13 protein-coding genes are annotated in these 20,402 nt (G+C 70.0%); 3 read left to right on the top strand and 10 right to left on the bottom strand.

The annotated features are described in order from the left end of the window. Nucleotides 1-180: 180 nt before the first annotated feature. The gene (locus G5C65_RS11430) at nucleotides 181-1,548 is read left to right on the top strand and encodes a tryptophanase (RefSeq protein ID WP_165298651.1); all 1,368 of its coding nucleotides are present in this window, start codon (nucleotides 181-183) and stop codon (nucleotides 1,546-1,548) included. Nucleotides 1,549-1,635: 87 nt separating this feature from the next. Here the strand turns inward: G5C65_RS11430 and G5C65_RS11425 are convergent, their stop codons facing one another. Then, nucleotides 1,636-2,730: a DNA glycosylase AlkZ-like family protein gene (locus G5C65_RS11425; RefSeq protein WP_165298650.1), complete on the bottom strand. Its 1,095-nt coding sequence runs from the start codon at nucleotides 2,728-2,730 to the stop codon at nucleotides 1,636-1,638. A 240-nt stretch (nucleotides 2,731-2,970) separates the two neighbouring features. Continuing rightward, on the bottom strand, nucleotides 2,971-4,260 hold the full coding sequence (locus G5C65_RS11420) for a glucarate dehydratase family protein (protein ID WP_206441629.1): 1,290 nt from the start codon (nucleotides 4,258-4,260) through the stop codon (nucleotides 2,971-2,973). A gap of 341 nt (nucleotides 4,261-4,601) precedes the next feature. On the opposite strand from G5C65_RS11420, the gene G5C65_RS11415 reads away from it, so the two are divergent. After that, entirely contained in the window at nucleotides 4,602-6,323 is a 1,722-nt protein-coding gene (locus G5C65_RS11415; protein ID WP_165298649.1) for a hypothetical protein, read from the top strand. Between the two features lie 33 nt (nucleotides 6,324-6,356). On the opposite strand, the gene G5C65_RS11410 is transcribed toward G5C65_RS11415, so the two are convergent. The 4 genes from G5C65_RS11410 to G5C65_RS11395 form a co-directional block, all read right to left on the bottom strand. Continuing rightward, complete coding sequence (locus tag G5C65_RS11410) at nucleotides 6,357-8,519, bottom strand: hypothetical protein (RefSeq protein ID WP_165298648.1); 2,163 nt, start codon at nucleotides 8,517-8,519, stop codon at nucleotides 6,357-6,359. A 197-nt stretch (nucleotides 8,520-8,716) separates the two neighbouring features. After that, entirely contained in the window at nucleotides 8,717-9,817 is a 1,101-nt protein-coding gene (locus tag G5C65_RS11405; RefSeq protein WP_165298647.1) for an SPFH domain-containing protein, read from the bottom strand. Nucleotides 9,818-9,846: 29 nt separating this feature from the next. Next, complete coding sequence (locus G5C65_RS11400) at nucleotides 9,847-10,284, bottom strand: NfeD family protein (RefSeq protein WP_165298646.1); 438 nt, start codon at nucleotides 10,282-10,284, stop codon at nucleotides 9,847-9,849. Between the two features lie 139 nt (nucleotides 10,285-10,423). Beyond that, entirely contained in the window at nucleotides 10,424-11,236 is an 813-nt protein-coding gene (locus tag G5C65_RS11395) for an Lrp/AsnC ligand binding domain-containing protein (protein WP_165298645.1), read from the bottom strand. 1,545 nt (nucleotides 11,237-12,781) lie between these two features. Here G5C65_RS11395 and G5C65_RS11390 point away from each other — a divergent pair. Further along, nucleotides 12,782-13,306 carry a hypothetical protein gene (locus tag G5C65_RS11390; protein ID WP_165298644.1) on the top strand — a complete coding sequence of 175 codons (525 nt, stop codon included), beginning with the start codon at nucleotides 12,782-12,784 and terminating at the stop codon, nucleotides 13,304-13,306. Here G5C65_RS11390 and G5C65_RS11385 read toward each other — a convergent pair. From G5C65_RS11385 to G5C65_RS11370, 4 genes are all read right to left on the bottom strand, one after another. Next, complete coding sequence (locus tag G5C65_RS11385; RefSeq protein WP_165298643.1) at nucleotides 13,301-13,579, bottom strand: transposase; 279 nt, start codon at nucleotides 13,577-13,579, stop codon at nucleotides 13,301-13,303. The genes G5C65_RS11390 and G5C65_RS11385 overlap by 6 nt on opposite strands. A 160-nt stretch (nucleotides 13,580-13,739) precedes the next feature. After that, entirely contained in the window at nucleotides 13,740-13,889 is a 150-nt protein-coding gene (locus G5C65_RS39145) for a transposase (protein WP_241265718.1), read from the bottom strand. Nucleotides 13,890-14,403: 514 nt separating this feature from the next. Next, nucleotides 14,404-19,455 (bottom strand): DUF3320 domain-containing protein, encoded by a 5,052-nt coding sequence (locus tag G5C65_RS11375; RefSeq protein WP_165298642.1) that lies wholly within the window; start codon nucleotides 19,453-19,455, stop codon nucleotides 14,404-14,406. 689 nt (nucleotides 19,456-20,144) lie between these two features. Beyond that, a complete protein-coding gene (locus G5C65_RS11370; RefSeq protein WP_165298641.1) occupies nucleotides 20,145-20,282 on the bottom strand; it encodes a hypothetical protein in 138 nt (45 codons plus the stop codon). Nucleotides 20,283-20,402: the final 120 nt, after the last annotated feature.

The raw sequence follows: 20,402 nt of genomic DNA, 5'->3' as shown, positions 1-20,402 counted from the left end.
CCCTCACCCCCCGCAGCCCCCGGGACGGCACCGGGCTGATCGCGTATCTGGCGCTCGCCCTGGAGCGCGGCCGACGGCACCGCGTGACCGTCTACCTCTCCTCGGAGGCATACGAGGCCCGTCCCCCACGTCAGACCGCGGCCACGCGGTAACCCCTCAACAGCCAGGAGCGTCACTCCAGTGGAGCCGTACCGCATCAAAGTCGTCGAGCCCCTCGCCCTGACCACCCCGCAGCAGCGTCAGGAGGCCCTGCGGCGGGTCTCCTACAACCTCTTCGACCTGCGCGCCGACGAGGTCACCATCGATCTGCTGAGCGACTCCGGCACCGGCGCGCTCTCCGCCGCCCAGCTCGCCGCGGGCATGGCCGGGGACGAGTCCTACGCCGGCTCGCGCTCCTTCTACCGCTTCCACGAGACCGTCAGCGATCTGACCGGCTACGCGCACATCCTCCCGGTCCACCAGGGGCGCGCGGCCGAACGCGTCCTGTTCTCGTCGCTGCTCTCCCCCGGCAGCACGGTGCTGTCCAACACCCACTTCGACACCACGCGCGCCAACGTGGAGCTGGCCGGCTGCACGGCCCGCGACCTGCCGTGCCCGCAGGCGGCCGACCTCGACAGCGATCAGCCCTTCAAGGGCGACATCGACCTGGACGCGCTCCGCGACGCGCTGGAGACCGCGACGCCCGGCTCACCGGTGGCCGCCGTGGTGATGACCGTCACCAACAACGGCGGCGGCGGTCAGCCAGTCTCCATGGAGAACCTCCGGCGCACGGCCGAGCTGTGCCGCCTGCACCGCGTCCCGCTGATCCTGGACGCCGCCCGGTTCGCCGAGAACGCCTGGCTGGTCACCCGCCGCGAGCCCGGCTACCAGGACCGTACGCCGCGCCAGGTCGCCGAGGAGGCGTTCCGGCTGGCCGACGGCTGCGTGATGAGCGCCAAGAAGGACGGCATCGTCCACATCGGCGGCTTCATCGGCCTCAACGACACCGAGCTCGCCCAGAAGTGCGAGCGCCTGCTCATCGCCACGGAGGGCTTCTCCACCTACGGCGGCCTCGCCGGACGCGACCTCGACATGCTGGCCCAGGGCCTCACGGAGGTCACCGAACCCGGCTATCTGGCGGAGCGCGCGGACATCGCGGCCCACCTGGCGCAGCGGATCCGCGCCGTCGGCGTCGACATCGTCGAGCCCGCCGGGCTGCACGCCCTCTACCTCAACGCCGGACGGCTCCTGCCCCACGTACCGCCGCACCGCTATCCCGGCCACGCCCTCGCCTGCCGGCTCTACCTCGACGGAGGCATCCGCTCGGCGGAGCTGGGCTCGCTCTACCTCGGCGAGGAGGACGAGGACGGCAACCCGGTCAAGAGCGCCCCCTACGAGCTCGTCCGGCTGGCCCTGCCGCGCCGGGTCTACACCCGCAGCCACTACGACCATGTGGCCCGCACGCTGGAGCACATCGCCAAGAACGCCGACTCCGTGCACGGCTACCGCGTGGTCGACCAGTCGCCGATCCTCCGCCACTTCAGTATCAAGCTGGCCCCGGCGGACTGACGGTCGGCCTCCCGCCGGAGAGGGCGCGCGGTTCCCCGCAGGGGCGCGGGGAGCTGCGCGCACGACCACAGCGGCGGCGCGGCCCGCTCACGAATCCACCCGGACCCGCTCGCTCGCGCCGTCGGAGAGGAACGCCGCCAGCGCCCGCCCCTGCTCGCCGACGGCGGTGCGGTCGGCCCGGGGCAGCCGCCCCAGCGGGGTGACCCGCACGGTGCCGTCCTCGACGCGCCACGTCGCGGCGACCCGCCCGTCGACCAGGACCACCCGCTCGCCCGCGACGGAGAGCCCGCGGTGCGCGTCGTCGATGATCCGGCGGCGGTCGTCGTATCCGAGGATCGCGTTGTCGAACGCCGGCAGGAACCGCACCGGGGCCGGCGTGTCGGGGTCCGGGCGCGGCGCGTCCGGGAGGTCCAGCAGGGTCCGGCCGCGCTCGTCCCGGAAGGTGACCAGCTCCTCGCGGAGCGCGGCGACCGCGCCCGGCAGTCCGGCGAGGCCGCACCAGGCCCGCAGATCGGCCGCCGCCGCGGGCCCGAACGCGGCGAGGTAGCGCCGTACCAGGGCCTGCCCCACGGGGTCGGAGCCGTCCGGCGCCGGAGGGTCCGCCTCGCGCCCCAGCCAGGCCGAGAGCAGGACGTGTCGCGCCCCGCCCCCCGTCCGCCACAGCCCGCGCGGCGGCTGCTGCACCGCCGGGACGAGGGCGAGCGCCATCTCCCCCACCGCGCGCTCCTCCAGCCCCGAACCCGGCCACCGCCCGGCGACCTCCCGCCCGAGCTCGCGCACCGTGCGCGGCTCGCCGTCGGCCATCGCCGCACGCGCCGCCTCGGCGAGCTCGTCGAGGTCCACGCCGTCGAGCGCGCGGCGGTAGGGCCCCAGCGTCCGCTGCCGCAGCATGGCGGTGTGCCGGGCCCGCCACGCCAGCACGTCGTCGGCGGTGACGAGATGGACGGTGCGGCGCATCAGATGCGTCCGCACCACCGTCCGCCGCACCAGCAGCTCCGAGAGCACCGCCGGATCGAACGCCCGCAGCCGCGACCAGAGTCCGACGAACGGCTCCTGCGGCTCCTGCGCCTGGATCCCGCCCAGATGCGCGACGGCGCCGGGCACGGGCACGTCGGCGGGGTCGAGCAGCCACTGCCGGGCCAGCGTCGCACGGCCCAGCGCCCGGAGTCCGAGAACGGTCACCGCGCCACCCCCGCCGTCCGTAGCCGCGCCCGCACCCACATCCGCACCCACATCCGCATCCGCACTGCTGCGCCCTCTCCTCCGGCTCGTCCAGGCACCGCACGCCGACAGCGGCGCCGGTCCACACGGAGCCCACCCTCGCAGCGCCTGCGGACAGCTTGTGACCGCGACCCGAAGACCCGCCGCGGCCGGCGACGGCACGGCAACGGCCCGGCGACGGTCCCGGGCGCCGTGCGGCGGTCACCAGCGCGGCGAGCCGTGCGGCCGCCAGTCCGGGTCGACGAGGCGCATGCCCTTCTCGTCGTCCCGGTCACGCATGTCCGGCATGCGCTCCCAGCGCTCGTGGAGCCGGGCGAGCTGGTCGCGGTCGAGCTCGACGCCGAGGCCGGGGACGTCGGTGACCTCGATCCTTCCGTCCGTGAAGCGGTGCGGCGCCGTGATGACGTCGTCCGTCTGCCAGGGGCGGTGGCTGTCGCAGGCGTACCCGATATGCGGGATGGTCGCCGCCACCTGCGTCATGGCCGCCAGCGATATACCGAGGTGGGTGTTGGAGTGCATGGACACCCCGACGCCGAAGGCGCCGCAGATCGCGGCGAGTTCGCGGGTGCGCTGCAGGCCGCCCCAGAAGTGGTGGTCCGAGAGCACGACCTGGACGGCGCCCCGCGTGAACGCCTCCTGGATCTCGTCGACGCGCGTGACGCACATGTTGGTGGCCAGCGGCATCCCCGTGGCCGCGGCGACCTCGGCCATGCCGGGCGTGCCGTTGGTCGGGTCCTCCAGGTACTCCAGGACGCCGTCCAGCTCCCTGGCGACCGCCACGCTCGTGTGCACCGTCCAGCCGCCGTTGGGGTCGAGCCGCAGCGGGCTGCCGGGGAACTCCTCGGCGAGCGCCCTGACGGCGGCGGCCTCCTCGTCCGGCGGGAAGACGCCGCCCTTGAGCTTGAACGAGGTGAAGCCGCAGTCCCGGCGGAAGCGCCTGGCCTGCTCGACGATGCCGGCCGGGTCCAGCGCCGCGCCCCAGTCGTCGCCCGGCGCCCCGGCCTGCGGGTGCTCGGCCCACTTGTAGAAGAGGTAGCCGCTGTACTCGACGCTGTCCCGCACCTTGCCGCCGAGCAGCGCGTGCACCGGGAGGCCGGTCGCCTTGCCGAGTGCGTCGAACATCGCCACCTCGAAGGCGGAGATGACGCTGAGGCGCAGCTTGTCCTCGGTCTGCGCCCCGCGGAAGCCGGCGGTGTCGGTGGCGGAGCTCAGCGCGTCCACGTCCACGTCGGCACCGGCCGCGGCGAGCGCGGGCAGCAGGTTGGACTCGGTGGTGCTGCGGCCCCGGACGATCGGGGACAGCTGGCGAGCGATGTTCACATACGTGGAATCGCCGAGGGTCTCACCGACGCCGACGAGCCCGCCTTCGGTGACGACCTCGACGATCAGGCGCGGGGTGTAGGGCTGGTGCACGCCCTGCACATTGAGCAGGGCCGGGTCGGCGATGAGGATCGGGGTCACCCGGACGTCGGCGATCTTCGTATCGATCATGGGGTGCCGTTCCTTCGCATGAAGAACGTTCATGTAAGTGGACAGAACCGTAGGACTCCGTCGCCCCGACGTCAACGGTCCCCGGCTCCGTTCGCTACCGTTTACCGATCCGCCCAGCTGAACGACCCGCCGAAAGGTTGCAAGCCATCTTGGGGCCTGATAGTCCCATCATCGCCGCGAGCCGCGAGCCGCGAGCCGCGAGCCGCGAGCCGCGAGCCGCGAGCCGCGAGCCGCGAGCCGCGAGCCGCGAGCCGCGAGCCGCGAGCCGCGAGCCGCGAGCCGCGAGCCGCGAGCCGCGAGCCGCGTAGCGGATGCCGCATGCGCGGTGCTCGGGGGCAGCCATGCCGGCTGACCGGCCGCCGCCCCTCGCCATACGGGACGACGCCGCGCGCTGGAACACCCTCCGCAGCGAGAAGACCCTGGCCGTAGCGGCGCGGACCCTCGTGTCGACCATCCGCGTGCTGGAGTGCCTGCCCTCGCTGCTGCGCGGCGACAGCCGGGTGGCCGTTGTCTTCGCCTACGACCCCACCTCCGCCTTCAGCGAGGGCGTCCTCGACGTACTCCACGACGCCGGCTGCCGGGTCCTCCCCTGGGACCGCCTCACCGCCCTCGCCCCCGACTTGCTCCTCTCCGCGAGCGAGAACATCGACCCTCCGCAGGGCGACTACCCGGTCCTGGTGCTGCCGCACGGTGTGGGCTTCCAGAAGTTCGTCCCGGACTCCCGCTCGCCCGGAACCCGGCTGTCGGGGGTCGTGGGCGATCGGCTCCTGAAGTCGGGCCGCGCCTGGCTGACCATCTCCCACCCGCACCAGCACAGGCAGCTCCAGGAGTCCCATCCGGAGGCCGCCGAGCGCACCGTGCTGGTCGGAGACCCGTGCTTCGACGAACTGCGCGCGGGGCTCGGACAGGCCGCGCGGTTCCGGCGTGCGCTCGGCGTGCCGGACGGGCGGCGCCTCGTCGTCCTGAGCTCCACCTGGGGCTCCACCTCGCTGCTCGGTCGGCAACCGCAGCTGCCTGCGCGGCTGCTGGAAGCCCTGCCGTACGACGAGTACCGCGTGGCCGCCATCCTCCACCCCCATGTGTGGTCGGCGCACGGCGAGTGGCAGATCCGTACACTCCAGGCCGCGGCGCTGGAGGCGGGGCTGATACTGATCCCGCCGTTTCGGGAGTGGCGGTCGGCCCTCGTCGCGGCCTCGGTCGTGGTCGGCGATCACGGATCGGTCACTCTGTACGGGGCGGCGCTGGGCAAGCCCGTCGTACTGGGCGCCTTCGGCGGCGACGCGGTACCCGGCACGGCGGTGGCGGCACTGGGCCGGCGGGCGCCCCGGCTGCGTACACAGGACAGCCCGGAACGGGTCATCGAGCCGGCCCTCACCCGCCATGATCCGCACCGGTACGACGACGTCGCGGCCCTGGCCTTCGCGGAGTCGGGACAGGCGCTGACCAGGCTGCGCGCCCTCGTGTACGACCTGCTGGGCCTGGGAGAGCCCGCCGCCCCCGCCGCTCCGGTCCTGGCACCCGCGGCCCCGGAGTCGGAGCCGCTCCCCGTCACCTCCTGGGTCGTCACCACCTCGGTCGCCCGGGACGCGGACCCGCCGACCGTCGAGGTGCGCCGCCATCCGGCCGCTGTGGCCCGGACCGAGGGCGAGGGGCCGGCCGGCTTCCATCATCTGTGCTGCGCGGAAGACGAGCGCGACACCCGGCTGACCGAGAGCGCTTCCGTGCTGCTCTGCCGCGAACCCGGGGGGATTCCGGCCGCCGCAGCGCTGCGCTGGATCGCCGGGACGCTGTCCCGCTTCCCCGGCAGCCTGCTCGCGGCGGCACGGATACGCGGAGGCGGCTGCCTGGTCGGCCTCCGGGACGGGCGCGTGGTGGAAGCGGCGCCCACGGGCCCGGACCCGGGAGCGGGCCCGCTGACAGCACTGGTCTATACCTGTCTGCGCGCCGGCCTCCCCCTGGGCCCCGCGGTCGTCGCGCTGCGGACCGGCGCGGACCGAGAGGTGGACGTCGCCCTGCGGGTCCGGCCGCCGTCCTCCACCGGGGGAGCGACCGGTGCTGACTGAGCGCGGCCCGCTGCTCCCCCGCCTGCGGCTCCGTCATCCCTCTCCGGCCAGGCGGTCGAGCCAGTCCCGCATCCCGGCTGCGGCCGGGTGCCCTTCCGCTTCGTAGATCTCAGCGGCACGGGCCACCTCGGCACGCACGGCGGCCGGGTGCTCCCGCTCGCTGTGGAGGACCCTGGCCAACTCTTCGCGCGCCTGCGCTTCGTAGTGTTCCGCGCGCTGCTCGCGGAGGACGCCGGCCGCCTCGCCGAGCGCGGCCTTCGCCGCCGCCGTGTCGCCCCGGTGCGCCAGTGCCCGGCCGCGCGCCAGCAGCGCGCGGGCCGCCATCCTGTGGTCCTGGCACGCCAGCAGAGCCCGGTGTGCCCGGTGCAGCGTCTCCAGCGCGGCGGCGTGTTCCCCGCGAGCGTCCAGCGCGCACCCCAGGAAGTAGGTGGCGATGGCCTCGCCCCGACGCTCGTCCGCCTGCCTGTTGAGCTCGGCCGATCTCCGGTACGCGGCGATGGCGCGCTCGACGTCGAACCGGTCCCAGTAGCGCCCGTCGAACTCCAGCACCGACGCGCTCAGTACCGCATCGCCCGAGACCTGGGCACAGGCCATGGCCGCATCCAGTTCCGTACGCGCCGCCGGGAACCTCTCCAGGTCCATCAGCGGCCTGGACAGCAGGCTCCGCAGCCGCGCCTCCGCCGCGGGCACCGCACACGCGGCCGCGGCGCCGGCGCCGAGCCTGAGTGCTTCCTCCCACACGGCCAGATGGCGGTGCCGGAAGAACAGCACGGTGAACGCTTCGGCCAGCTGCCAGACGAGGGTGTGCAAGCCCGCGTCCGAGCCGTCACGGAGCACCGCGAGGATGGCGAGGTGTTCGGCCTCCAGCCAGTCCAGCGCGGACAGCGGCGCGTCCCCGGCCCCGAAGGGGCCGCACGCGTCCGGCAGGAAGCCGGTCAGGTCCGCGATGCGCAGCCGGTCCTCGCCCAGGGCCCGATCGGCCTGCGCGGTGAGCACGAGGTAGTGCGTGGCCACCCGTTCGAGCACGGCTCGCCGCGCCTCCTGCGGCTCCTCGGCAGCCGCGCGCTCGCGGGCGTGGAGGCGCGCCAGTTCGTGAAAGCGGTACCGGTCGTCCTCCAGGGCCTCCACGAGCCGGGCCGCCTCAAGCGCGTCCAGCAGCGACTCGGCCGACCGCCGGTCGGTACCGGCCGCCACGGCCGCCGTCGCGGCGTCGAACGCCCGGCCCGGGATCAGTCCGGCCATGCGGTACATCCTGGCGGCATCCGGGGCGAGCTCGTCGTAGGCGAGGTCGAAGGCGGCGGACACGGAGTACTCCTCTCCCGCACCCACGCTCAACGCCGCCATCCTGCCGGTCTCCTGCGCGAGCTCGTCAGCCAGCCGCGACATGGTGAGCCTGGGGCTGTTCACCAGTCTGGCAGCCAGGACGCTCAGCGCCTGGGGGTGGCCGCCGCACAGTTCGACGAGCCTGGCCGCCGCCTGCGGGTCCTCCGCCACCGCCGCGGCCCCGCACCTGTCGGCCAGCAGCGCCAGGCCGCTGCGGCGGTCGAAGGGCCCCAGCGCGAGCAACCCATAGCCGTCGTAGGCGAGTTCGCCGATCCGGCCGTGGCTGGTGGCCAGCAGGGCACTTCCCCTCCCCTTCGGCACCAGCGCTCTGACCTGCCCCGAGTCACTGACGTTCTCGCATACGATCAGCAGTCGGCGGCCCGCCGAGCGCGACCGGAACAGGGCGCGCCGGTCCTCCAGCGCGGCAGGAATGGCCCTCTCGCCCACCCCCAGCGCGCGCAGGCACCTCCACACCGCGTCGGAGACGTCCCCGCCCCCCGAACGGCCCGCGCTCGGGGCGAAGTCCACATAGATCTGCCCGTCCGGGAAGCGTTCGCGACAGCGCTCTGCCCAACGGCTCACCACTGAGGACTTCCCCAGACCGCGCAGCCCGTAGACGACCCCGACCTCCACCCCCGAGCCGGCCGCGCCGCCACCGCCGAACCGCTCGTCCAGCCAGGCGAGATCGCTCTCCCGGTTGACGAACGGCACCGTCGTGGCCGGTACCTGATCGGGTTTGACATCCGGACCGGTCACCGGCTGCGGCTGCACCTGGAAGGAAATGCCGCCGTGAACCGGCCCCGCCTGCACGACAGGCCCCGTGACCGAGCCCGACAGCTCGTTCGACGGATACTCACTTCTCGCGCCTTCCATTCCACCTCCGCGCCTCCAGCCGGACCCTCCAGGCAACCGTAGACGCAGAGACAACACAGCAGCACCTCCCCGGTCCCGGTGCCGGGACCGGGACCGGGACCGGAGGGGAACGTGCCCCCCGGCTCAGCGAATCACCCGGCGCTTCGTCCGGCGCTTCGCCCGGCCGCCCGCCGTTCCCGCCGAAGGCCGGGGCGGGCTCAGTCGCCGGACGTCTGCCCCCTGCCCGGCGTCGGGCGCGACCGCGCGGCCTCGGCCTCGGCCTTGGCCTCGGTCACCGCGGCGGCTGCCTGCTTCGCGGCCTCGTCGGCGTCGAGCGAAAGCTGCGAGTCCGCTTCGGGCTCCTGCGGCGTCCCGCCCTTGTCCGGCATGCCGTCGGCCCCGGTCACGGCGGCTTCCGCGGATGGCGCGGGCTGGGGAGGACCCGTCGTCGGCTGTTCACCGAACGCGCTGGTGACGGTGCGCACCGCCTCGGTCAGCTCCCCGGGGATCACCCAGAACGTGTTGTTGTCGCTCTGCGCCAAGTGGGGAAGCGTCTCCAAGTACTTGTAGGCCAGGATCTTCGGGTCGGCGTTGTTGCGGTGGACGGCCTGGAAGACCCGCTCCACGGCCTTGGCCTCGCCGTCAGCGCGCAAGATCATGGCTTGCTGCGTGCCCTGTGCTTCCAGAATGTCCTTCTGCTTCGTGCCTTCCGCGGTGAGGACCTTGGCCTGCCGCTCCCCTTCGGCGTGCAGGATGGCCGCGCGCTTGTCGCGCTCGGCCCGCATCTGCTTCTCCATCGCCTCCTTGATGGTGTTCGGCGGATCGATGGCCTTGATCTCGACGCGGTTGACCCGGATACCCCACTTCCCCGTGGCATCGTCGAGGACGGCGCGGAGCCGGTTGTTGATCTCCTCTCGCGAGGTGAGCGTCCCCTCCAGATCCATGCTGCCGATGACGTTCCGCAGCGTGGTCACGGTGAGCTGATCGATGGCCTGCAGGAAACTGGAGACCTCGTAGGCCGCCGCTCGCGGGTCGGTGATCTGGTAGTAGAGCACGGTGTCGATATTCACCACGAGGTTGTCCTCGGTGATCACCGGCTTGGGATCGGACGAGTACACCTGCTCGCGCACGTCGAGTTTGGTGTTGATGCGGTCCGCCACCGGCAGGACGAGGTTCAGCCCGGGTTGCAGGGTCCGGCGGTACCGGCCGAACCGCTCGATGTTGTAGCGGCGCGCCTGGGGGACGATCCGCACAGTGGAGGCCACGAGGAAGACGACGACAATCGCCGCCACGAGGATCAGGATGACAAGCGGGTCCACAGTTCCTCCCTTGCCGTGTGTTCAGCCATTCATGGAAGGAGTTCCCGGGGATAGACGATGGCTGTAGCGCCTTCGATCTCCATGACATCCACCAGCGCGCCCACCGGGATCACCTGGCTTTCATCGAGGGCACGGGCGGACCAGTCCTCGCCGGAGAGTTTGATCAGGCCGCCGGTCGCGGTGACCTCCCGTATGACCTCGGCCCGCTTGCCGATCAACGCATCGCTGCCCTCTCGGGTGAGGGGCGGCTGCACCATATGCCGCAGTGCGACAGGACGGACGACGACGAGGCCCGCTGCCGCTGCCACCCCGAGGGCCACCAGCTGGCCGAGGAGGCCGATGCCCACACCGGCGACGACGGCGGCAACCAGCGCAGCGCCCGCCAGCAGCCCGAAGACCAGCGTCAGAGTGAAAAACTCGGCAGCCCCGAGCGCCGCGGCGGCGAGCAGCCATACGAACCACGGCATCGTACCGGCCTCCCTCAAGGGGACTCGTTTACCAATCTACCCCCGGAACGCCGAACAGATACAACATGCGCCCGCTCGGTCGCCACGCTGAGCAGACCGTCGTCGCTCCGGACACGGCGCCAGGCGGTTCTCATCCTCCTCACGCCCCCCACGCCCCCCACGCCCCGAAAGAAGTCGCTGGAGCGACGCGCTTGACCTCCCGCAGGGTCGGGGCGGTCTCGATGTCCTGAACGCCGGGCAGCGGACCCACTCGCTGGTCGATGTACTCATACAGGTCGTAGGGGTCCCGGAAGATGCCGCTCGCCACCAGGTTGGAGGTGCCGGTGACGGCGGCCGCGAACGGGATCTCGGGGTGGGTGACCAGGGCCTCGCCGACGGTGCGCAGGTGGGCCGGGGCCACTCGCAGCCACAGCCGAGTGCTCATGTGGTCACCGAGCAGCCGTGGGTCGAAGTCGACGGCGAACATCAACGCTCCCTCGCTGCTCAGACGCTGGAGGCGGCGCTGGATGCCGGAGGGCGAGCGGCCGGTGGCCACGGCGAGCTCGGGCAGGGTCGCGCGGCCGTCCCGGGCCAGCTCTGCGAACAGGGTGCGGTCGGTGTCGTCCAAGGGCAGCGGGGCGCGACGGCTGCCGGAATCCGCCACGCAGGGCGCCCTGCCGGTCCGGAAGCGGCTGGCGTGCCGCGTGGAGGTGTCGCCGACGAAGATCCGCATCATGCAGTGCGCACTGACGGAGCGGACGTGCCGGGTGCGGGACAGCTGCTGCAGCAGATGGGCGTCGCGCTCATCAGCGTTACGGGCGTTCAGCGCGCAGTAGATCTCCGTACCGCCGGAGGCGAGCGTGACCCAGCTGACGTCCGGGCGCCGGGCCAGGGCGCTGGCGATGGCACCCGCCGCGTCGGGCGTGCACCGCAGACGCAGCAGCCAGCGGGTCAGGCCGAGCCGGGAGGGCACCGGCTGGCCGAAGGCCGAACACCGTTGTCTTCCACCACAGCCTCGGCCCCTGCGATACGCCCGTACTCGAAGAACTCACTGGCCGAGGCCGATCACATCCTCATATCAAGACGGAGGGCGTCGTTCCCGATCCTGCTGCCGTATAGCAGCGCGCTTCCGCCGGTGCTCTCACCAAGCCACCCACCACATATAGAGACACCGCGAGTCCTTTGGTATGAGCAACCGTGCCAGGGCAAGCGGGAGAAAGAAGAGGAAAACCAGAAGTAGGACCACCCACCATGGCATTCCTTCGAGCACATTTTGAGGGACCTCAATCATGATTCGGCAGGTCTCCAAGCGAGAAGGATTTTCGGCTCGTTGATCCGATTCAGACCTAGCGTCGAATCCTGAGTACCGAATCCTTCAGGGTCACCTCATATTCACGTCGTCGCGCGGCGAGTTTCGCACCGCGCACTCCGATAGTAGAATCAGTCAATGCGAACGCTACGTCCTGCACGTGAGGGTATCCAGTCCATTGGACCTCCCATTCGTCGCCTTCTCCCCAGAGCCGACGCTGGGGTCGTCGTAGCCCTCGACCTCGGTGTGATCCATGCGCTGCAGCGGATCCCAATACCAGTTGCCCGTAGCCCAGCGTCGAGCCGGGTCAGCCATGGACATCCTCATCGCGATGCCCGCAAGTAAGGTTTGCGCCGCTTCGGACATACCTGGCAGAGCCGCAAGCTGTCGCTCCTCTGCGGGCAACAGGGGAGTATTGAGCGACAGCATACGGTGATCCGCGGTACTCAGATTGCCAGCCACTTGACCACTCGACCGATCAGTGACTACAAGTTGCGCCCCTGTAGGGCGGTGCTCCAGTACATACAGCGAACCAAGGACACCGCCCTTAAGGCGAACCCCAGGAACCCGCAGGTAATCTTCATCGTTTGGGACGAGATACTGCGCAACGTTCCTCGGAGCATCTGCGATGAATACCAATCGATTCCAGCGCGGCGAAACCGTAATGGTGTACCAAGTCAGGGTGCTAATCGTCCACGACTTCGGAGACTCACCCTCATCGCCTCGATTAAATAGACCGAGAGCCAAGAGAGCACGGAGCTCTCGTTGTTCGGGAGTGCATGAGTCGAGTCCGTGGCTAAACTGACGGGAAATACCGGAAAGTGCAGCCTCATAGCGTTCCCCGGAGAACGACATCCGGGTACGCGCAGCTCGCTTCTGACGCGAATTGGACATGCTCACACCTCTCTCGTCGCCCCGGGTCGACGATTGAGTGGCACGCCAAATATCAAGCTTACAGCTGTGCTCAGAATGAGCGTGCTTCACACCCGTGAGCCGACGCTCAATGGCCGAGGTTCCATTGTCAGAGCGTCATCACGGCTCCCGGTCCTCTGCGACCGGACGCAGTCGTCATCATACCGCAGCGCTCGTCAAATTGAGAAGCTGTTGTCTTTCCGGGCGTGATCGTTGGGTTTCCGCTGGTCGGGGATAGGAACGGCGATTCCGTGGGAGTGGTGGCCCGTCGGGTTGTCGTTTCCCCGGAGGCCGTGAATGCCGTCGGTGGGCGGACTGCTGGAACAGCACGAGCTCGCTGCTCGCCGTCGGGTCGACGAACTGCGGGAGGAAGTCGATCGCATTCAGGCCGAGCTGGCCGCTGCCGAGCAGGAGTGGGCGATCGCCCGCGGGTGGGTCGAGACGGTGCTGGCCCCGGACAGCGGCACCACCGCCGGCACGGAGGCCGCCGACCGTCCGTGGGATGCGGAGACGCTTTCGGCGCACCGGGAGGCGGCGAAGCCGAAGTCGCAGGTTCCGGTGTGGCACCAGGGGCTGGCCTGGACGGCACTGTCGGCGGACTACCAGCGCATCCTCAAGGTCCTCGCGGCCCGGGCCCGGCTTGGTCAAGGTCCGCTGACCTGCCAGGAGATGGCTGCGTCGTTCGGCATGGACGTGGTGTTGGCCAGGGTGGCACTGCGCTCGAAGGCGAAACGCCTGGTCGCGCGGGGCCGGCTGGCCGAGCCCGCGGCGGGCCGGTTCACGTTCGCGCGGGGCGTGAGCGGGTCGGACGGCGGGTCATGACCATGGTCCTCGACCAGGAGACCATCGCCTCGGCGCTGGTGGTGCGGGGCTTGGGCAGCACCACGAACCCACGTCGCTGCGCTCGACGATCGCCAGGACCAGGGCGAGCAGCACCTTCGCGGCAGCACGATCGCCGACATCCGCGCTCGTGACCATCACACCCCACAGCAGGCCGAGCGTGTCGGCCACGACGTGCCGCTTGCGCCCGATGATCAGCTTGCCGCCGTCGAAGCCGCGGCTGTCGGCGCCGACGACGGCGTCCGCCGTGATCAACTGCGAGACGATCCCGCCGGCCGTCGGCTCCGCATCCCGCGCCCCGCCTGCTCGCGGACCCGGCCGTGCAGCCGGCCGTGGAACTCCCTGACCAAGGCGTTCTCCCGCCAGCGGCGGAAGAACGCATACACCCGGCCCCACGGCGGGAGATCGGCCGGTATCACCCGCACTTGATGCCGTTGTCGACCAGGTGGCGCACCGCGTCCCGTATCGCCCGGTGACCGTACGCTTCCGGCCGCCCTTCCCGCCCCCGCAGCTGGCCCGGCACCGGCAGCATCGGCCGGACCTGGGCCCACTCCGCGTCCGTCATATCCGACGAATGACGCCGAACACGTTCCAGGTGATCGGCCGCATTCCCGAACCGGTGAGCAACGCAATCACACGACGGAGCAGCCGAGTTGAACCCCACCGGCGTGAGCACGTACAACTGCGGCAACAGGGTCTCCCGGGCAACTCGTGGCGTAAGCAACCTTCGAGCTACCGAGAGACCCTGCCTCGACGCCTGGAGCCAGCCGCGACCACCCGATCGATACTCCCGTTCGACACCCAGCCCTCGAGATCGGAACGACAACAGTGACCCACACATCGCTCACGCAAGCCATCCCACAGCACTCCGGCCGCGGGTCACGCCATGCCCCGAGCGACAGAAACCCAGTTCAGCGACTATCTGACCTGGAGTTCTCGGAGCCGCCTTCGGGATCCGAGCCCGAAACTTACGCATGCGGGGCGCCTACAAGATCATCCCGGATGGTGCTGAGCAGCGTCAATGCATACCGTCCTACGAGCGCATCGACCGGTCTCCAACAGCCGCCCCGGCCATAACGTCACCCAGCCACCGTGATGTGCCCGTTCGCTTCCCTCAGCCTGCCCCGGCGGTGCAGTTCGTCGATGTCTGAGTCCAGGAAGCTGCGGATGTCCCGGCCCATGCGGCGCCAGCCGAAGAACTCGCCGGTGTGCCTGACCAGTTCGTCCCGCGACATGCCCGGGCACTCCGCGGCAAGTTCGTACAGCGCCAGCTGCCGTTCAACCGGAGCGATGTGCGCGGCCTTGCGAGGTGTGACGCCCTCTCCTGGAACGCGGGCATGCAGCTCTTCCCTACCTGCCACGTTCAGGAAGTAGCCATCGCCGGTGACCTGACCCGAACGGACGAGACCGCGCACTACTTCCCGTACGTTGTCGCGGATCCTGCTACCCGCCCGGGCCACGCCCCACGCCTCTTTGGCGCGTTGCACCAACAGCTCTTCGTGGACGGGGCCCTCGACCTCGATGACCCTGGTCATGAGTTTGCGCAGCACGGCCCGGGCCTCCTGGGTGTGCAGTTCGTACGGTGAGGTCACGGCCATGTCGCATGCCTCGTAAAGAGAGCTCCACGGCCGGTCGGGCTCGGTGTCAACCGGAAGACGCTCATGGTCAACGGCTTCGGTCGGAGTCGTACGGTCCCTCGGCCCCGGGGCGCCAGGCGCGGCAGACACGCCGGAGAGCGGCGAAGCCGTCCCGACGCCCGAGGCGTCCCCTAACTTGTCGTCGGCGGCCACCGTCGGGCCCGTCCTAGGATCCGTCGAGGCGGAGCCCGACATAGGTCCCCGCGCGACCGCCAGCTCGACCGCCTCACGCAGTCTCAGCTCGGCGGCAGCCCTACCGCGATACCAGTCAGTGCCCCAGATGCGGTGCAGCCGCCAGCCCAGCCCGGTGAGCACCTCCTCCCGAAGCCGGTCGCGGTCCCGAGCCGTCCTGGACGAGTGGTACATCGCGCCGTCGCACTCGATGCCGAGTGCGTAGGTGCCAGGGAACTCCGGATGGCGCACGCCGATGTCGATGCGGTATCCGGCGACGCCGACCTGCGGCTGCACCCGGTAGCCCCAGTCGCGCAGCACCTGCAGGACCGACTCCTCGAAGGGACTGTCCGGCTCGGCGTCGGCCTGTGTCACGTCCTGCGTGAGGACGGCGTGGCCGTTCTCGGCGTACTCAAGATACCGCTTGAGGTGCTGAACGCTCTCGTTCGCGCTGTTGGCCAGGCCGCTGCCCCGGAAGGACGCGACGACCTCCATACGGAAGCGCGCCCGGGTGGCGGCGACGTTGAGGCGCCGCCAGCCGCCGCCCTTATTGATCGGCCCGAAGTGCGTACCGAACTTGCCATGCTCGTCGGGACCGTACCCGATCGACATGATCATGACGTCGCGTTCGTCGCCCTGGACGGATTCGAGGTTCTTGATGAAGAACCCGTCGAGCCGGTCCTCGGTGAAGCAGTGGTCCAGGTCGGGGCGGAGCAGCCGGGCCTGCTGGACGGCCTGGTCGATGGCTGCCGCCTGGGCCTGGGAGAGGGCGACGACGCCCAGGGTGCGGCTGGGGCGGGTGTCGAAGTGATGGATGACCCGCCGGGCGACGAACTCTGCCTCCGCGAGGTTGTCGTGTCGGCCGCCGCGATCGTACACGCCCTGTGTGTGGAAGAACTCGATGCCGATGTCGCTGCCGTGGTCCAGCGCTCCCGGGAAGGTCACCATGGAGTTGTTGTAGAAGGACCTGTTGCTGAATGTGATCAGGTCTTCGTGACGGCTGCGGTAGTGCCAGCGCAGGGGCAGCTCTCGCAGAGCGCCCGCCTTACAGGCGTGCAGCAGCGACTCGAAGGCGTCGGGTACGTGTTCGTCATACTCGTCGGAGTCGTCCTCAACCGCGACGTCGAAGAATGAGGTGGGCGGCAGCTGCTTCTCGTCGCCGGCCACGATCAGAGAGTCTGCCCGATATACGCAGTTGACGGCATCGGCCGGGCGGACCTGTGATGCCTCGTCAAAGATAACCACATCGAAGTGATAATCGGCGGGAAGGAACTGGCTCACCGTCAACGGGCTCATCATGAAGCACGGCTTGATCAGCGGGACGACTTCGCGGGTGCGGTCGAGCAGTTCCCGCACCGGCATATGGCGTCGCTTCAGCTCCGCCTGCCGCTTGATCACCGCGGCCGCCCCGCCGCTGAACCGGCGCGGTCGGCGCTTGTTGCACACCTCGATCACGGCTCCGCTCGCAGCCTCGACCAGTCGGCGGTCGGCCTCCTGGAAATCCGCCACCCGGGCGTCCAAGTCCGCGGAGCGGGTGGTGGCGAGCCGGGTGTCCGTGGCCAGAAGGTCGTCGGCCCAGCATTTCAGCACCGCCTGCTCCACAATCTCAGGCAACCGCTCGGGCGGGACGCCTCGTTCGACGGAACGCGGGACGAGTTCGTCTACACCGTGACGGGCCAGAACGTCCAGGCCGGAGCGGTACGCCAGCCATTCCTCCGGGCCGCGCGGATCTGCCCGGAGTTCGTCGACGGCCTGCTGGGCCTGATCGAAGGTGCCGAGCAGGGCGAAAGACAGCTCAACCTGGCGGGGCTCCTCGAAGAGGTCGTGCAGTGCGGTCGAGGACTCGGACCAGCGCTCGGCACGGAGCGTGGCCGCCTCACACCAGCTGACCAGCGCACCGCGAATGCCACGGGCCAACATCCCCGGCAGCGGGTCAGGCTCGGTGCCGTCGGCCAGGCGGGCTGCGAGGCGGTCCCGGTGCGCGAGCCCGCGCGTGAGTTCCGCGATGCGATCCGCCACAGCCAGCACGGCGTCCAAGGTGGGCAGTTCGTCCTCGTCGTGGGGAACGTAGCCGCACAGCGCCTCCTCGTGGTGTGAGGCCAGCCGAACGACATCGGCCACAGTGATCTGCCAGGCCAGGGCGTCGTTCAGACGCTGGGGCAGCGTCTTGTCCCAGGCACCGTTGTGCGTGAGCGCGGCCGCCGCCCCGCGATCCTCCCGGTACTGGCCGGACAGACGCGCGAACACGCCCCGGTGCTGTCCCGTGAACCTGTTGACCAGGGCGGGCAGCTCTTCGGCCTCCAGCACCTGTTCGCCGAAGAGGTCCCCCGCTACTGCACGGGCCGCCGCACAGGCGGCGAGCGCATCCCGCAACTCCTCAGCCGCTCGATGTGCCTCGCGAAGCCCTTCCTCGTCGAACCATCGCGCAGGCGGCCGCATCGCCTCGGAGGCCAGATCAGCAAGTTCCAGTAGGCCGAACGCGGCCTGGGCTGTTTCCGGCTTGGGCAGTCCGAACAGCTCGGCCAGCTGGGTGAGGCTTCCGGCGAGGTCACCCGGCAGTCCGCTGCTGACCGTGTCCAGGTTCCCGTCGGGCAGGCCCGCTTCCAGCATCCGTACGGCCTGCCGCACGTCGTGCACGGTACGCGGTTCGGGGGTCGTGGCCGCGAACGGGCGACGCTGGGCAGCCGTGCACAGATCCCCGAGCGCGTCAGCAGCCTCGGCGAGAACCGTGGCGGGGGCGGAAGCCCCCTTCAGCCCGCGCCAGACGAACGCATCACCTTCCGCTGCCGGGCGCCAGGAACGGCTGACGGCACTGGCCGCTTCCCAGAGCGCCCGGAGCTGCCCGGCGCCAAGCTGCCGGACCGTCGTGGTGCTCCTGGCGCCGAGGGTGAGCTGCGGGGTGTCCGCCCGCTCCAGGAGGACCAGGCGGCCCAGGACATCGTGGAGAGAACGGCCGAGGGGTTCGCGGATCTGGTTCATCGCCGTCGCGTAGGCCGACAGTTCCTCGCGCAGCCGACGCGCCCGGTCAAGTTCGTGTTCGGCTGCGCCTGTGATCCGTACCTCGGTGGTCAACACCCGTTCGAGCTCCGTCGCCACAGCCTTCTTGCTGGTGTCACCGCTGTGCAGGGCCATCACGAAGTCCTCGAGGCCGACACCTCGCAACCTGTTGCGGACCACGTCGAGCGCTGCGGCCTTCTCACTGACGAAGAGGACAGAACGGCCGGCGTGCATGAGCGCGGCGATCATGTTGGTGATCGTCTGACTCTTACCCGTGCCGGGCGGCCCGCTCATCACGAAGGTACGGCCGTCCAGTGCGGCCGCAATGCACTGCCGCTGCGAGGAGTCCGCGTCAAGCACGAGCGGCGTCCGCTCCGGCAACTGGATCTCGTCGATGCGGTCGAGCTCAGGCGGCTCGAAACCAATCAGATCGTCGGGCAGCCCCGCGTCAGGACCGAGGCCGACGGCCCGGACCAGCGGGTGTGCGAGGATGCGCTCCTCGTTCTGCTGGAGGTCCTGGTACATGGCCTCCTTGTGCGATGCGAAGAGGCCAAGCACCAAACGTTCGTCCACCGACCAGCCGTCCTGCGCCCGCACAACCTCCTGGGCGGCGGCGAGGACCGCAGCAGGATCGGCGACGTCGCAGTCGGCGACCGAAGCCCAGTCGACACCCAGCCGTTCCAGCTTGACCGCAAGCGCGGGGTTGTGGATCCGGTCCTGGCCCTCCGCCAGGTGCAGACGCGTCTGCCGTCGGCCGTCCCGACGAAGCTCCACAGGTACCAGCAGCAGCGGAGCGGAACTCGTCTCCTCAGCGCCCTCTTCCTTCCAGTCCACCATGCCGACACCGAGCCAGAGCACCCACAAGCCGTAGTCGTTGTACATCTGGCCTGACTTCTGGCGCAGTTGGTAGAGCGACGCGTCCAGCCTCGCCTGCGTGTTCTTCTGTGTCACCAGGCCGGAGACCCGACTGGGGCTGCTGGCTGCGGAGGTAGAGGCGTACTCGTAGAACGTCCGGCTACCCGGAGCCTCCCACTCTCCCTCCTCGCCGCCCACCCTTCCCTCGTCAGGGTCACCACCCGCAACGGGAGCGAAGAGCCAGCCACGGGCAAGGCCAGCCAGCATGGTGGAGGCATCGGGTGCCGTGATCTCCAGGGTTGCGGTCCTCGTATGCCGGAAGTTCAGCAGCCGGTTGCGGCCCCCGAGATCGAGCAGGGAGCTGCGCCAGTCCCCCAGTGCTGCCCTCAGCCGGTTGAGGGCAGGGTCGCTGCCGCCTGTGAGGCCACTGCTGTCACGCTGCGCGGCTCCGGGCCATCGGGAACTGGGCATACACGAATTGTCTCATTACCAGTAGCCCGACACACCAGTCTCAGCCTTTCTTGCCGTGAGTTGTCTATTCACAGCAACGATAGGTCACGCTGTGTAGCACAGTAGGCATGTGGTCCTCGGGGCTCGGCAGCCCGCGCTCGTGTTGCGCTCACCGCTGGACAGCAGTCAATCGCCCAGCTCGCCGCGGAAACAGCGCCTCGGGGGCAGTTACCGCTATAAGGCCAAGTCCAAGCAGAAGAAGCCCGCCCCGGAGCCCCTTCGCTCACGCAAGCACTTCCACAGCGTCCCCGTCGTGCGGCTCGGCATGCCCCAGACCTGAAAAACCCCAGGTCACGGCGAGTGAGTCCTGTGGGTAATCCGAGCCGCCTGGGGAGTCGAACCCCCAACCTACGCATGGCGAGGCCACGGGCGTTCGTTCCGACTCGTGCCCGGTGATGCTGCAGAGTGACAACGCGCCTGATCAGAGCACGCCTACGCGTCCAGACTGCTCTCCCTCGGGTCGCACCGTCCATAAGCGTCCGTCCAACCATCGTCCACTCGCGGTCCGGGCAGTCGATGGCTCGGCATGGATTGCGAAATTATCGTTCCCCTACAGATCGACCCGCTCGCGCTATCGCAGCAATCGGATTTACGCACAGAATATGTGCCTGGCCTCGGACCCGACGTGTTCTGGATACCCATCCTCTCTGTCAGCCGTCGTGCCTCTCCGTGACGACGACCCTCGTCACCCCGAGCGCCGCTCCGCCACACGTCTCGGCCCACTTGGCGAGTACGGTCGGCTGTTGGTCGAGCTGCTTCAGCAGATGGTGTCCCGCCGAGTGCAACACCGTTGCTTTTGGTGGGCGGCGTCGGTGTCAAGGGGGCGAACAGCGGGGCGGGACCTCGGGTAGGTCCCTTGGTGTCGAGCCAGGGGCGAGCAACCCGGAGGTCCCGTTGTTACCGAAGTC

It is taken from the genome of Streptomyces boncukensis (assembly GCF_011045075.1).
GTDB lineage: Bacteria > Actinomycetota > Actinomycetes > Streptomycetales > Streptomycetaceae > Streptomyces > Streptomyces boncukensis.
This window is presented reverse-complemented; position numbering and strand designations above follow the sequence as displayed.

Excerpts from the sequence above, each read along its gene's own strand:
- G5C65_RS11420 (WP_206441629.1), bottom strand. The coding sequence starts at position 4,260 with ATGATCGATACGAAGATCGCCGACGTCCGGGTGACCCCGATCCTCATC.
- G5C65_RS11415 (WP_165298649.1), top strand. The coding sequence starts at position 4,602 with ATGCCGGCTGACCGGCCGCCGCCCCTCGCCATACGGGACGACGCCGCG.
- G5C65_RS11410 (WP_165298648.1), bottom strand. The coding sequence starts at position 8,519 with ATGGAAGGCGCGAGAAGTGAGTATCCGTCGAACGAGCTGTCGGGCTCG.
- G5C65_RS11400 (WP_165298646.1), bottom strand. The coding sequence starts at position 10,284 with ATGCCGTGGTTCGTATGGCTGCTCGCCGCCGCGGCGCTCGGGGCTGCC.
- G5C65_RS11390 (WP_165298644.1), top strand. The coding sequence starts at position 12,782 with ATGCCGTCGGTGGGCGGACTGCTGGAACAGCACGAGCTCGCTGCTCGC.
- G5C65_RS39145 (WP_241265718.1), bottom strand. The coding sequence starts at position 13,889 with ATGACGGACGCGGAGTGGGCCCAGGTCCGGCCGATGCTGCCGGTGCCG.
- G5C65_RS11375 (WP_165298642.1), bottom strand. The coding sequence starts at position 19,455 with ATGCCCAGTTCCCGATGGCCCGGAGCCGCGCAGCGTGACAGCAGTGGC.